The 14,176-nt window shown below is 59.6% G+C and carries 13 protein-coding genes; 2 read left to right on the top strand and 11 right to left on the bottom strand.

The features are described from left to right. Positions 1-10 precede the first annotated feature (10 nt). From pcaF to paaA, 10 genes are read right to left on the bottom strand one after another with little or no spacing between them, the layout of a single operon-like run. The gene (gene pcaF, locus AC22LX_RS00845; RefSeq protein WP_025713681.1) at positions 11-1,216 is read right to left on the bottom strand and encodes a 3-oxoadipyl-CoA thiolase; all 1,206 of its coding nucleotides are present in this window, start codon (positions 1,214-1,216) and stop codon (positions 11-13) included. Beyond that, complete coding sequence (gene paaI / locus AC22LX_RS00840) at positions 1,216-1,638, bottom strand: hydroxyphenylacetyl-CoA thioesterase PaaI (RefSeq protein ID WP_023279988.1); 423 nt, start codon at positions 1,636-1,638, stop codon at positions 1,216-1,218. The genes pcaF and paaI overlap by 1 nt, the downstream gene beginning before the upstream one ends. Next, positions 1,628-3,049 (bottom strand): 3-hydroxyacyl-CoA dehydrogenase, encoded by a 1,422-nt coding sequence (locus AC22LX_RS00835; RefSeq protein ID WP_487333668.1) that lies wholly within the window; start codon positions 3,047-3,049, stop codon positions 1,628-1,630. The genes paaI and AC22LX_RS00835 overlap by 11 nt, the downstream gene beginning before the upstream one ends. A 3-nt stretch (positions 3,050-3,052) precedes the next feature. Then, entirely contained in the window at positions 3,053-3,841 is a 789-nt protein-coding gene (paaG, locus tag AC22LX_RS00830; RefSeq protein ID WP_045393862.1) for a 2-(1,2-epoxy-1,2-dihydrophenyl)acetyl-CoA isomerase PaaG, read from the bottom strand. 2 nt (positions 3,842-3,843) lie between these two features. After that, positions 3,844-4,611, bottom strand: a complete 768-nt coding sequence (gene paaF, locus AC22LX_RS00825; protein ID WP_038422444.1) for a 2,3-dehydroadipyl-CoA hydratase PaaF — start codon at positions 4,609-4,611, stop codon at positions 3,844-3,846. Continuing rightward, positions 4,608-5,678, bottom strand: coding sequence for a 1,2-phenylacetyl-CoA epoxidase subunit PaaE (gene paaE / locus AC22LX_RS00820; RefSeq protein WP_045393859.1), 1,071 nt, complete (start codon positions 5,676-5,678; stop codon positions 4,608-4,610). Before paaE ends, paaF begins: the two co-directional genes overlap by 4 nt. 7 nt (positions 5,679-5,685) lie before the next feature. Then, a complete protein-coding gene (gene paaD, locus AC22LX_RS00815) occupies positions 5,686-6,183 on the bottom strand; it encodes a 1,2-phenylacetyl-CoA epoxidase subunit PaaD (protein ID WP_047048903.1) in 498 nt (165 codons plus the stop codon). Between the two features lie 11 nt (positions 6,184-6,194). Further along, entirely contained in the window at positions 6,195-6,950 is a 756-nt protein-coding gene (gene paaC / locus AC22LX_RS00810) for a 1,2-phenylacetyl-CoA epoxidase subunit PaaC (protein WP_045393853.1), read from the bottom strand. A gap of 7 nt (positions 6,951-6,957) precedes the next feature. Next, complete coding sequence (gene paaB / locus AC22LX_RS00805; protein WP_004224492.1) at positions 6,958-7,245, bottom strand: 1,2-phenylacetyl-CoA epoxidase subunit PaaB; 288 nt, start codon at positions 7,243-7,245, stop codon at positions 6,958-6,960. A gap of 11 nt (positions 7,246-7,256) precedes the next feature. Next, the gene (paaA, locus tag AC22LX_RS00800; RefSeq protein ID WP_025713674.1) at positions 7,257-8,186 is read right to left on the bottom strand and encodes a 1,2-phenylacetyl-CoA epoxidase subunit PaaA; all 930 of its coding nucleotides are present in this window, start codon (positions 8,184-8,186) and stop codon (positions 7,257-7,259) included. Positions 8,187-8,472: 286 nt separating this feature from the next. Here paaA and paaZ point away from each other — a divergent pair, with 286 nt between their 5' ends. Further along, a complete protein-coding gene (paaZ, locus tag AC22LX_RS00795; protein ID WP_348874632.1) occupies positions 8,473-10,518 on the top strand; it encodes a phenylacetic acid degradation bifunctional protein PaaZ in 2,046 nt (681 codons plus the stop codon). Between the two features lie 279 nt (positions 10,519-10,797). Next, complete coding sequence (gene tynA, locus AC22LX_RS00790; RefSeq protein ID WP_487333667.1) at positions 10,798-13,065, top strand: primary-amine oxidase; 2,268 nt, start codon at positions 10,798-10,800, stop codon at positions 13,063-13,065. Between the two features lie 2 nt (positions 13,066-13,067). On the opposite strand, the gene AC22LX_RS00785 is transcribed toward tynA, so the two are convergent. Beyond that, positions 13,068-14,018: a zinc-dependent alcohol dehydrogenase family protein gene (locus AC22LX_RS00785; RefSeq protein WP_487333666.1), complete on the bottom strand. Its 951-nt coding sequence runs from the start codon at positions 14,016-14,018 to the stop codon at positions 13,068-13,070. Between the last annotated feature and the right edge of the window lie 158 nt (positions 14,019-14,176).

The following is a 14,176-nucleotide window of genomic DNA, read 5'->3' as shown; positions in this document are numbered from 1 at the left end:
GTAAATTAGCTCACACTCGCTCAAGGATCATGGCAATGCCCTGACCCACGCCAATACACATCGTACACAGCGCATAGCGCCCGCCCCGGCGTTGCAGCTCAAGGCTGGCGCTCAGCGCCAGCCGCGCGCCGCTCATGCCCAGCGGATGACCTAACGCGATGGCGCCGCCGTTGGGATTCACGTGCGCCGCATCATCCGGCACGCCGAGTTGTCTGAGCACCCCCAGCGCCTGCGCGGCGAAGGCCTCATTCAGCTCTATCAGATCCATATCGTTAATATTGAGTCCGGCGCGCTCCAGCACTTTACGCACCGCCGGTACCGGCCCCAAACCCATCAGGCGCGGCTCAACACCCGCCGTCGCCATCGCCACGATACGCGCGCGCGGCGTGAGTCCCTGTACGCTGGCCTGCTGTTCACTGGCGATAATCAGCGCCGCTGCGCCATCGTTAACGCCGGATGCATTCCCGGCCGTAATGACTCCGCCTTTACGGAACGGCGCTTTTAATAGCGCGAGTTGCTCAAGCGTAGTTTCCGGGCGGGGATGCTCATCATCGCGTACCGCGCTGACCGCGCCTTTCTTGCCGATGATCTGCACCGGCACGATTTCCTGCGCCAGAATGCCATCGCGCTGGGCCTGCGCCGTGCGCTGCTGGCTGCGCCAGGCGAAAGCGTCCTGGTCGGCCCGGCTGATATTTAACAATTCAGCTACATTCTCTGCCGTTTCCGGCATGCTGTCAGTTCCGAATTGTTGCGCCATGAGCGGGTTCACAAAACGCCAGCCAATCGTGGTATCGAAGAGTTCCGCCTGACGCTGATAAGGCGCGCTGGCTTTTCCCATCACGAACGGCGCGCGCGACATCGATTCCACGCCGCCGGCAATCAACAAATCGGCATCGCCGGCTTTGATCGCCCTGGCGGCAAAACCGATTGCATCCAGACCCGATCCGCACAAGCGGTTAATCGTGGTGCCCGGCACGGTATGCGGATAACCGGCCAATAGCGTCGCCATATGCGCTACGTTGCGGTTATCTTCACCGGCCTGGTTAGCACAGCCGAAAATCACATCATCAATCGCTGCCGGGTCGAGCCCGGGATTGCGGCTCAGCAGCTCACGCAGCGGGATCGCCGCAAGATCGTCGGCGCGGACGCCGGCCAGCGCTCCGCCGTAGCGGCCAATCGGCGTGCGGATCCCGTCACAAATAAAGGCGTCGCGCATTACACTTCTCCCGTGATTGTGCCGCCGATGCGGTGCGATTTGCCGCGAAACAGGGCCACAATCTTTTGCTGTTGATTAACAATTTCGATGTCGTAGACGCCGGTCAGCTTGCCCTGCTGTTTGACCCTGGCGGTAGCGACCAGCCTGTCGCCGGCAAACGCCGGACGAAGAAAATCAATGCTCGCCGCCGAGGCCACCGCCGCCAGCCCCTGGCTGTTACAGGCGTAAGCGAAAGCGGTATCGGCAAGCGTAAATAGCTGACCGCCGTGGCAGGTTTGATGGCCGTTAAGCATGTCCGCCGAGACGGTCATGCTCATCTGCGCAAAACCGTCGTCCATTTCGATAAGTTCGATCCCCATCTTTCTGGCGCAGGTATCTTTTTCGTACATCACGCGCGCGTTGCGCCACGGATCATTGCTCATGGTGCTTCTCCATCAGCGCCTTCTGGCGCAACAGGGAACAGGGGCGATAGCGCTCCTCGCCATAATGGTGTTGCAGGTTCTCCAGCAGTTGCAGCACCCGTCGCCAGCCAAGGCTTTCTCCCCACGCCAGCGGGCCTTGCGGATAGTTGACGCCAAGGCGCATGGCGGTATCGATGTCTTGCGCGCTGGCGACCCCTTTTTGCACCGCATCCAACGCTTCGTTGATTAGCATCGCCACCGTGCGCCACACCAGCAGTCCGGGATAATCGGCGATACGTAGCACTTTCTTGCCCTGCTGTTGGAAGTAATACACGGCCTTATCAGTGGCCGCTGGCGCGTTGGTCGCCGCTGCGGCCAACACCACCGTATCGTTGGCGCACAGGTCATACACCACCACCGGGCGGTGGTGCTTCACACTCAGCGCCAGCGCCGTCTCGCCTTCGGTCTCCAGCAACAAGAGATCATCTAATTCAGTGACGTTGTCACTTACATCCGTAATGGATTGAACGCCAGTAGATACCGACGGCAGCGCCGCGTCCGGCTGCGTCTCCGCGGGCCAGCGATAGACGCCGTGACCGCTCTTTTTACCCAATCGCCCGGCCAGCGCCAGCTCTTGCTGGAGGAGCGACGGCAAGTAACGGCGGTCCTGCCAGAAGGCGTTAAACACCGAACAGGTCACGGCGAAGTTGACGTCCTGGCCAATCAGGTCAGTCAACGCCAGCGGTCCCATCGGAAAACCGCCGCCGTCACGCAAAGCGGCATCGATAACCTCAGGGGCGGCAACCTGCTCTTCCAGCGCGCGCCAGGCCTCGGCGTAGAACGGACGCGCTACGCGGTTAACGATAAAACCGGGCGTTGAGCGGCAGTGCACCGGCTGTTTCCCCCAGCCGTTTACGCACTGGCACAGCTGCTCTACCACCTCCGCAGAAGTCTCCAGGCCACTCACCACCTCGACCAGCTTCATCACCGGCGCCGGATTAAAAAAGTGCAGCCCGGCCACCCGCTCCGGATTTTTGACCCCGGCGGCGATGGCGGTAATCGAAATAGACGAGGTATTACTGGTCAACAGCGTTGACGGCGCGCAGATCTCCGCCAGCTGCGCGAACAGCGCCTTTTTTACTTCCAGACGTTCAGAGGCCGCTTCGATCACTAAATCTGCATCGGCAAGCGCGGCTAAATCGTGGGCCGGATGCAGGCGCGCCAGCAGTGCGTCGGCCTGCTCAGGGGCCAGTTTGCCCCGCGCAACGCGCGACGCCAGACGCCCGGCGATACCCTCTATCGCCTGGCCTACGGCCTTAGGGTTAATATCAAAAATACGCACCGGATGTCCGGCTGCGGCGGCCACTTCAGCAATACCAGCTCCCATGGTGCCGCTGCCGATCACTGCCACCGTGGATAAGGATGTTGTCATGGCCTATTTCCCGCTGAACTGTGGTGGTCGTTTGGCCAGAAACGCGCTGACCCCTTCGCGGTAATCATCGCTGCGCCCGGCCAGACGCTGATAGTCGCGCTCCAGGTCCAGCTGCGCGTCGAGACTGTTGGTTTCAGAAGCCAGCAGCGCCTTTTTAATCAGCCCAAGACCAAACGTCGGTTGCGCCGCCAGATGGCGCGCCAGCTGCAGACTGGTATCCGCCAGTTCTGAATCGTCCACTAGCTGCCATATCATTCCCCACTGCGCGGCTTGTTCCGCGCTTAGGCTATCGCCCAGCAGCGCCAGCCCCATTGCGCGAGCGCGACCGGCCACCCGCGGCAGGAACCAGCTGCCGCCGCAGTCCGGCACCAGGCCGAGCTTACTGAACGCCATCACAAATTTGGCCGAACGCGCGGCCAGCACGATATCGCAGCCCAGCGCCAGGGTAGCGCCTGCGCCAGCGGCCACGCCGTTGACCGCGCAGATGACCGGCTTCGGCAGCGCCGCCAGACGGCGCACTAACGGGTTGTAAAAGCGTTCTACCGACATGCCGAGATCCGGCCGCGGGCCGCTGGGGTCGACATTGCGGTCGTTCAAATCCTGGCCGGCGCAAAAGCCGCGACCGGCGCCGGTGATCAGCAAGCAACGTATGCCGTCATCGCGCTCGGCCTGCTTCAGACATTCCGCCAGCTGTTGATGCATCAGATCGTTAAAACTGTTGAGGCGGTCCGGGCGATTGAGGGTAATGGTCATGACGCCCTGTTCCACTGCGCTGAGAATGAAAGCTTCCACGATTAGCGTCCTTTAAATTCCGGTGTACGTTTTTGTAAGAAGGCGTCGATGCCTTCGCGGCGGTCCTCGGTGGCGCTCAGCAGGCTAAACAGCTGGCGCTCCTGTTGCAGACCGGCCTGCAGGCTGACTTCCTGCGACAGGCGCAGCGACTGTTTTGCCGCCCGTAGCGCCAGCGGCGAATGGCGGGCGATGGTGGCCGCCAGTTTCAGGGCGTACTCATCGGTTAACGCCGCCGGATGGATATCGCTGACCAACCCGGCCTGCTGGGCCTGGCGGGCGTCAATACTTTCGCCGCTCAGCACCATCCGGCTGGCCAGCGCCTTACCTACGCTGCGGATCAGCCGCTGGGTGCCGCCAGCGCCCGGCATAATGCCGAGGGTAATTTCCGGCAGGCCAAAACGGGCGTTGTCACCGGCGACAATCAGGTCGCACAGCAGGGCCAGCTCGCAGCCGGCGCCGAGCGCGTAGCCGTTGACCGAAGCGATGAGCGGTTTAGTAAAGGCATCGATTCGCCCCCACAACCGTGGGCGAATATCATCAAGGGTGGCAGGCAGATCTTTTTCAGCCATTTCGTTGAGGTCAGCCCCGGCGGCGAAAAAACGCGCGTTACCGCTGATAACGCAGACGCCGACGCTGTCATCAATTGACGCTGCCTCCAGCACCTCGGCAATCTGGGTTAAGAGGGCATTGTTCAGCGCGTTGCGGGCCTGCGGGCGGTTCAGCGTCAGCTGTAACACCCGGCCATGACGGTGGATCAGCAGGTCACTCATGCCATCCCCCGCGCGTCAAAGTCGACTACCACATCGCCGCTGGTCGGTAACGACTGGCAGCTCAGTACGTAACCCGCCGCCAGCTCATCCGCTTCCAGACTGTAATTGGCGGCCATCGCCACTTCGCCACGCAGCACTTTGCATTTACAGGTGGCGCATACCCCGCCCTTACAGGCAAATGGTAGATCCGCGCCCTGACGCAATGCGGCATCCAGGATGCTGTCGTCTTCGGCGCTGAGGGCGATCAGCCGATCGCGCCCGTCCTGGCGGATGGTTACCGTGCGCCCTTCCGCCTGTACGCCGGCGGCGCGCTTCACATTGCCGCCAGGTGTATTAAAGCGTTCGAGATGAATCGATTTCTCCGCTACGCCAAGTTCACGTAACGTTGCTTCCGCGTCGTCCATCATCGCCGCCGGTCCACAGATAAAGGCGTCATCGAAACGGCTGAAATCCAGTAAACGCGCGGAGAGTTGGCGCAGTTTGTCGCCGTCAATGCGCCCCTGTAAAAGATCGCTGTCCATCGACTCCTGGCTAAACAGGTGTATCACCTGCAGGCGCTGCGGATAGCGGTCTTTTAAATCGGCCAGCGCCTGGCGGAACATCATGCTATGGCTGCTGCGGTTGCCGTAGATCAGCGTGAAGCGGCTTTGCGGCTCGGTCGCCAGCGTCGCGCTAATGATCGCCATCATCGGCGTGATCCCGGAACCGGCGGCAATCGCCAGATATTCACCCTGCCGTTCAGCCTGCGGTTGATAACCGAAATGCCCCTGCGGCACCATCACTTCCAGCTCCATACCCTGCTGGATATCGTGCTGGGCGTAGCGCGAAAAGCGCCCGCCGTCGATAGCTTTGACCGCGACGCTAATTTCGCCGGGCGTGCGGCTGCGACAAATGGAATAACAGCGGCGCAGTTCTTCGCCGCCCAGACGGGCTTTTAGCGTCAGATGCTGGCCCGGACGAAAACAGTAGTCCGCCTGCAGGGCTTGCGGAATCGCAAAAGTGATGGTCACCGCATCGCGGGTTTCCGGCTCGACTCTCGCCACCTTAAGCGAATGGAACGTCGTCATGGCAACCTCAAATACATTTAAAGTAATCAAAAGGTTCGCGGCAGCTGTCGCAGCGATAGAGCGCTTTACAGGCCGTGGAACCGAATTCGCTAATCAGCGAGGTATGGATGCTGCCGCAGCGCGGGCAGCTCACCTCGGTGGGCATGTCCGCATGGCAGGCGTGCCCCTGGGGCGGGCTGATGCCGTACTGGCGCAGGCGCTCGCGAGCATCCTGGCTCATCCAGTCGGTGGTCCACGGCGGATCCAGCTGCAGGACGATATGTACCGGCACAAAGCCATGCTCGCTCATGACCGCGCGGATCTCGCCCAGCAGATGCTCCGTCGCCGGACAGCCCGAATAGGTCGGGGTAAAGCCAATCACCCAGCCGTCGCCGTGGCGCGCGACGCTACGCACCATTCCGAGGTCGGTGATGGTGAGTACCGGCACTTCCGGATCCGGGATCGCGCTTAATAATCCCCAGATGGTACGAACCTCTGCTGGAGCGATGTCGGCAAGACGTTGCATAGTCACCTCACTTACCACTGCAGTCCGGGATGCGAACGCTGCAGATACTGCATCTCCGCCAGCAGCGGGCCGAGATGTTCACTGTGCAGCCCCTGTTTGCCGCCGCTGCGGAAAGCCGCTTCCTGCGGGATCTGTAAGCCTGAGTCGAGCAGCGCCGTGTGTACCGCGCTTTGCCATTCACCCTGAAGCTCGCGCGGATCAACCGCAATGCCCTGCTCGACCAGGAGGAGATCTACTTCATCGGCAAGGAACAGTTCGCCGGTGAAACGCCACAGATTGTCGACCGCCTGCTGCATTTTGCGATTTGATTCCTCGGTGCCATTACCGAGACGCTCCAGCCAGCCGCGGCTAAAGCGCTGGTGGTAACGCACCTCTTTCAGCCCTTTAGCGGCAATGGCCGCCAGCTGCGCGTCGCGGCTGTTCACCAGGCGGCTGAACAGGGCGACGTGCCAGACGTCGATAAAGAACTGACGGGCGATAGTGTCGGCAAAATTGCCGTTTGGCTGTTCCACCAGCAGCAGGTTGCTGAACTGGCGCTCATCGCGGCCAAAGGCCAGCGTATCTTCGTCGCCGCAGCCGTTAAGTTCGGCGGCATAGCTTAAAAAGTTGCGCGCCTGGCCGAGCAGGTCGAGGCCGATGTTGGCCAGCGCAAGATCGATCTCGAGCTCGGGAGCATGGCCGCACCAGGCGCCTAAACGCTGGGCCAGAACCAGACCATTGTCGCCAAGACGCAGGGCGTAGGTGGCTACGGAGTTAGGGGTATTCATCGCCGCCTCACATATGTTCCATGCCGTCCGGCACGGTATAGAAAGTCGGATGACGGTAGACTTTGCTTTCCGCCGGGTCGAAGAATTCGCCGCGCTCTTCCGGCTGCGAAGCAACGATTTCGCTGGCCTTCACCACCCAAATCGAGCAGCCTTCGCTGCGGCGGGTATAGGCATCGCGGGCGTTCTCCAGCGCCATTTGATCGTCGGCGGCGTGCAGACTGCCAACGTGGCGATGGGATAATCCCTGTTTGCTACGAACGAACACTTCATATAACGGCCAGTAAACTTTGCTCATGTTCTCTCTCCTCATGCCGCGCTGCGGGCCTGCTGTTTTTGCGCATGAGCCAGCGCGGCCTCGCGCACCCACTCGCCCTCTTCCCAGGCCTTACGCTTGGCGGCCAGCCGTTCGTGATTGCAAATCCCACGGCCGCTAATTACCTCGTTAAATTCCTGCCAGTCGATTTCGCCAAAGCGGTAGTGGCCGCTGGCTTCATCAAAGCGCAAATCCGGGTCCGGTACGGTCATGCCGAGGATCTCTACCTGCGGCACGGTGTTATCGACGAAGCGCTGACGCAGCTCGTCGTTGGAGTGCAGTTTGATTTTCCACGCCATGCTGCGGGCGCTGTTCGGCGAGTTGTCATCGTTGGGGCCAAACATCATCAGCGCCGGCCACCAGAAGCGGTTAATGGCGTCCTGCAGCATCTGCCGCTGCGCGTCATTGCCCTGCGCCAGCGCCATGCAGGCTTCAAATCCCTGACGCTGGTGAAAGCTCTCTTCTTTGCAGATTTTGACCATCGCCCGGGCATAGGGGCCGTAGGAGGTTCGGCACAGCGCCACCTGGTTGACGATGGCCGCGCCATCGACCAGCCAGCCGATCACGCCGATATCCGCCCAGCTGAGGGTCGGGTAGTTAAAAATGGAGGAGTATTTCATCTGCCCGTCGAGCATTTTCTGATACAGGTCTTCCCGCGCGCAGCCCAGCGTTTCCGCGGCGCTATAGAGATAAAGCCCATGCCCGGCCTCATCCTGTACCTTAGCCAGCAGGATCGCTTTGCGGCGCAGCGTCGGCGCGCGGGTGATCCAGTTGCCTTCCGGTAGCATGCCGACAATTTCCGAGTGCGCGTGCTGGCCTATCTGCCGAATCAAGGTCTTACGATAGGCATCCGGCATCCAGTCCTGCGGTTCGATGGCCGTTTCCTGCGCGATGCGCTGGTCAAAGCGTTGTTCTTCTGTCACGTCATCACCTTTATGATTCCGATATTCACAACAAAAACATTTATGTGAATCACTTTTTTTATTGAAGGTTACATATTGGTTAAATAAAACCACAAATTTTGTTTGTTCTTTTTGTGATGATAACCGCAAAACCTTTTGTAAATGACAGATAAAACAGCGAGATAAGCACAACAACCAATTAACCACCGATCACAATGTTAATAAAATATTAAATGCGGGCTTGATTTTTATGATTCATAAAAGAACTATTTATAGATATCACACGTAACATATTTGGAGATTTGCGATGCAGCAGTTAGCCAGTTACTTATCCGGCGCCTGGCAGACCGGCCGGGGCCGCGCCCGTACTATCCATCACGCCATTACCGGCGCGGCGCTTTGGGAGGTGACCAGTGAAGGACTGGATATGGCGCAGGCGCGCCGCTTCGCGATTGAACGCGGTGGCAAAGCCCTGCAGGCGATGACCTTTATTGAACGTAGCGCGATGCTGAAAGCAGTGGCGAAACACCTGCTGGAGCAGAAAGCCGAGTTCTACGCCATCTCGGCGCAAACCGGCGCAACCCGCGCCGACAGTTGGGTGGATATTGAAGGCGGTATCGGTACTTTGTTCACTTATGCCGGGCTGGGTAGTCGCGAACTGCCGGACGATATCCTGTGGCCGGAGGACGAGCTAATTCCGCTCTCCAAACAGGGCGGTTTTGCCGCACGTCACGTGCTGACCTCGAAGTCGGGCGTCGCCGTACATATCAACGCCTTCAACTTCCCCTGCTGGGGAATGCTGGAAAAACTGGCGCCCACGTGGCTTGCCGGTATGCCGGCTATCATTAAACCGGCAACCGCTACCGCCCAGCTCACCCAGGCGATGGTAAAAGCGATTGTCGACAGCGGCCTGGTGCCGGAAGGCGCCATCAGCCTGATTTGCGGCGGCGCGGGCGATCTTCTCGACCATCTCGATAGCCAGGACGTGGTGACCTTTACCGGCTCTGCCGCCACCGGCCAGCAGCTACGGTCGCATCCTAACCTGGTGGCCAAATCCATTCCCTTTACCATGGAAGCTGATTCGCTCAACTGCTGCGTATTAGGCGAAGATGTCACCCCGGAGCAACCGGAATTCGCGCTGTTTATTCGGGAAGTGGTCCGCGAGATGACGGCGAAAGCCGGGCAAAAATGTACCGCTATCCGCAGAATCATTGTGCCACTAGCTCAGATTAATGCGGTTAGCGATGCACTGATCTCCCGCCTGCATAAAGTAACCGTCGGTGACCCTGCGCAGGAGGGCGTTAAAATGGGGGCCCTGGTTAATAGCGAACAGCGTCAGGATGTGCAGGATAACGTCAATAAACTGATTGCCGCCGGCTGCGAAGCCCTGCTTGGCGGACAGGCAGATCTTAATGCTGACGGCGCGTTCTTCCCGCCGACCCTGTTGTACTGCTCACAGCCGGATGAAACGCCGGCAGTCCACGCCATTGAGGCTTTTGGCCCGGTGGCGACACTGATGCCATATCGTGACCGCCAGCATGCGCTGACGCTGGCGCGCGCCGGCGGCGGTAGTCTGGCCGGGACGTTGGTCACCGCCAGCGGCGAACTGGCGCGCGAGTTTATCCTTGGCGCCGCGCGCGCGCATGGTCGTATTCAGATCCTTAACGAGGAGTCCTCGGCAGAGTCGACCGGCCACGGCTCGCCGCTGCCGCAGCTGGTACACGGCGGCCCCGGCCGCGCTGGCGGCGGAGAAGAGCTTGGCGGGCTGCGCTCGGTGAAACACTATATGCAGCGTACCGCGGTCCAGGGCAGCCCAACGATGCTGGCGACCATCGGCCAGCAGTGGGTGCGTGGCGCGCAGGTTAGCGAAGACCGCATTCACCCGTTCCGTAAATACTTCGAAGAAATCCAGCCCGGCGACAGTTTACTGACCCCGCGGAGAACCCTGACCGAAGCGGATATCGTTAACTTCGCCTGCCTGAGCGGCGACCATTTCTATGCGCATATGGACAAAATCGCCGCCGCCGAGTCGATTTTCGGCGAGCGGGTGGTTCACGGCTATTTCCTGATCTCCGCAGCGGCCGGGCTATTCGTCGATGCCGGCGTCGGGCCGGTTATCGCCAACTACGGCATGGAAAACCTGCGCTTTATTGAACCCGTCAAACCGGGAGACACCATTCAGGTTCGCCTGACCTGTAAGCGGAAAACGGTCAAACGTCAGCGCAGCGCCGATGAGAAAGCCACCGGCGTGGTGGAATGGGCTGTTGAGATTTTCAACCAGCACCAGCAGGCGGTGGCGCTGTATTCCATTCTTACCCTGGTGGCGCGCCAGCAGGGAGATTTCCCGGCGTAATCTGCAAAAAAATCGCCCGGCGGCGCTGCGCTTGCGCGGGCCTACAGACAGTCAGACCCGGTTGGGTAGGCCGGGTAAGGCGTCAGCCGCCACCCGGCAAAAAAATCGGCGCACGTTCTCAATGCCTCTACGGAGGCATTTTTTACGTCCGTCTGGCAAAACTGACAAACAAGCTGGCAAAAGCAAACAAACGTTCCCGGGCGGCAGACTGCTAGGGTAAGCGTAACAAAGCCGACATTCGCAGCGGCAATAACAACACAACAATAAGATGAGGTCACAATGGCAAACGGCTTAATGTTTTCCCCTCGTAAAACCGCGCTGGCCCTCGCTGTCGCGGTGATTTGCGCCTGGCAATCACCGGTCTTCGCTCACGGTAGCGAAGCGCACATGGTGCCGTTGGATAAAACGCTGCAGGAATTCGGCGCCGATGTGCAGTGGGATGACTACGCGCAAATGTTTACCCTGATAAAAGACGGCGCTTACGTCAAAGTCAAGCCCGGCGCCAAAACGGCGATCGTCAACGGTAAATCCCTTGATCTACAGGTGCCGGTGGTAATGAAGGAAGGTAAAGCCTGGGTCTCCGATACCTTTATCAACGATGTGTTCCAGTCCGGTCTCGATCAGACCTTCCAGGTAGAAAAGCGCCCTCACCCGTTAAACTCGCTCTCGGCGGCGGAAATCGGTGAAGCGGTGACCATTGTTAAAGCTGCGCCGGAGTTCCAGCCGAATACCCGCTTTACTGAGATTTCCTTACACGAGCCGGACAAGGCGGCGGTATGGGCCTTTGCCCTGCAGGGAACGCCCGTTGATGCCCCGCGCACCGCCGATGTGGTGATGCTCGATGGCAAACATGTCATTGAAGCCGTCGTCGATCTGCAAAACAAAAAAATCCTCTCATGGACGCCAATTAAAGGCGCCCACGGGATGGTGCTGCTCGATGATTTTGTCAGCGTGCAGAACATTATCAATGCCAGCAGCGAATTCGCTGAGGTGCTGAAAAAGCACGGTATCACCGATCCCAGCAAAGTGGTCACCACCCCGCTCACCGTTGGCTACTTTGATGGCAAAGATGGCCTGCAGCAGGATGCGCGTCTGCTGAAGGTCGTCAGTTACCTGGATACCGGCGACGGCAACTACTGGGCGCACCCGATTGAAAACCTGGTGGCGGTGGTCGACCTTGAAGCGAAGAAAATTATCAAAATTGAAGAAGGCCCGGTGATCCCGGTCCCAATGGAACCACGACCTTATGATGGCCGGGACCGCAACGCCGCGGCGGTGAAACCGCTGGATATTACCGAACCGGAAGGCAAAAACTATACGATTACCGGCGATACCATCCACTGGCGGAACTGGGATTTCCACCTGCGCCTTAACTCGCGCGTCGGGCCCATTCTCTCGACGGTGACTTACAACGATAACGGCACAAAACGCCAGGTGATGTATGAAGGTTCCCTCGGCGGGATGATCGTGCCCTACGGCGACCCGGACGTCGGCTGGTATTTCAAAGCCTACCTCGACTCCGGCGATTACGGCATGGGCACTCTGACATCGCCGATTGTCCGCGGCAAAGATGCGCCATCGAATGCGGTACTGCTGGATGAAACTATCGCCGATTACACCGGCAAACCGACCACGATTCCCGGCGCGGTCGCCATATTTGAACGCTATGCCGGGCCGGAATATAAGCATCTGGAAATGGGCAAACCTAACGTCAGCACCGAGCGCCGGGAACTGGTGGTACGCTGGATCAGTACCGTCGGGAACTATGATTATATCTTTGACTGGGTGTTCCACGACAACGGCACCATCGGCATCGATGCCGGCGCCACCGGGATTGAAGCCGTTAAAGGCGTGATGGCGAAGACCATGCACGACCCCAGCGCCAAAGAGGATACCCGCTACGGGACGCTGATCGACCATAATATTGTCGGCACCACCCACCAGCATATTTATAATTTCCGCCTCGATCTCGACGTGGACGGCGAAAACAACACCCTGGTGGCGATGGATCCTGAAGTGAAGCCAAACACCGCCGGCGGCCCGCGCACCAGCACCATGCAGGTGAATCAGTACACAATCGATAGCGAGCAGAAAGCGGCGCAGAAATTCGACCCTGGCACCATCCGCCTGCTGAGCAACACCAGCAAAGAGAACCGCATGGGTAACCCGGTCTCTTACCAGATTATCCCTTATGCCGGCGGCACGCACCCGGCGGCGACCGGCGCCCGGTTCGCCCCGGACGAGTGGATATATCATCGTCTGAGCTTTATGGATAAACAGCTGTGGGTGACGCGCTACCATCCAGGCGAACGTTATCCGGAAGGAAAATATCCCAACCGCTCCGCCCAGGATACCGGCTTAGGCCAGTACGCAAAGGATGATGAGTCGCTGACTAACCACGATGACGTCGTATGGATTACCACCGGCACCACGCACGTCGCGCGCGCCGAAGAGTGGCCGATCATGCCGACCGAGTGGGCGCACGCGCTGCTCAAGCCGTGGAACTTCTTTGACGAAACCCCAACGCTTGGCGAGAACAAAAAATAATCTTAACCCGCGGTAAAATCGAGCAGGATTTTACCGCTTCTTCCCGGCTGGCCTGCGGCGGCAATCGCTTCACGCCAGTCGCGCAGCTTTATCACCTGCGCTGCAGGCTGCGCCGTGGTCGACAGCTGGCGCCAGATCGCCTTAAAAGCAGCCTGCCAGGCATCGACGCTGAGTGTTGGTAAGGCCTCCCGCAGATGAAATTTGCGTACCGATGCGCTGCCTCGCGTCTGGGTGAGCGGTTTACCGGCTAGCAGGCCGTAAGAGACAAGCGTTGACGACTGCGGCAGTACCGATAGCAGAAAGTCAGCCAGCTCACCGCCCACCGCATCAAACACCAGATCACTGTACTGACTCACTTGTTCAATCAGCGCCCTGTCACCTTCGAGTAGCGGATAGACGCCATACTGCTGTAAGCGCGGGATGTGCTCCGGCGAGCGAATAATACCGCTTACCGAACGCGCGCCCATGGCGAGCGCCCACTGTCCCAGCAGGCTGGCGCAGGACGATGAAGCAGCGGTCAAAAGCAGATGTTTCCCCGCCACCGGCCAGCGCGTCAGCATCAGCATTGCGGTCAGCGGATTGATATAGCCGCGCGCGGCCAGGATGTCATCTATCTCTTCAGCGACCGGCACCAGCCAGCGCGGGTCAATATCAAGATAACGCTGCCAGGTTCCGGCGCCGCGCAGCGGCAGAACCCGCAGCCCTAGTCGTGGACGCCCACTCGTCGCGTCTTCAATCACCACACCAACACCTTCATAGCCCGCTACCGATGGCAGCGTCGTACGATGGCGGTAAGCGCCGGTAATGGGAATCAGATCGGAAGGGTTGACCGGCGCATAGCGCATTTGCACGCGTACTCGTCCGGGCGCCAGCGGCGGCAACGGCAGGTGATGCAGCGCGAGCGCCGTTTCCGGCGCGCCGTACTGCTGATAGCAAAGCGCATCATTCCACATAGCGGGGCAACATCAGAAAAAAAGAGCGCCGATCATAGCAAATCAGCGCTCGGGGGGAAGAGGTATGTGCGCCTTCTCCGGGCTACCAAATCGCACAGCGCTGTAGCCCCGGTAAGCGGCAGCGCCACCGGGGGGTTTTGAGATCACCAGCACCAGTA

The sequence above is a fragment of the Klebsiella sp. PK01 genome (genome assembly GCF_057624675.1).
The sequence above is the reverse complement of the archived record's forward strand: the minus strand, read 5'-3'. Positions and strand labels throughout refer to the sequence as shown.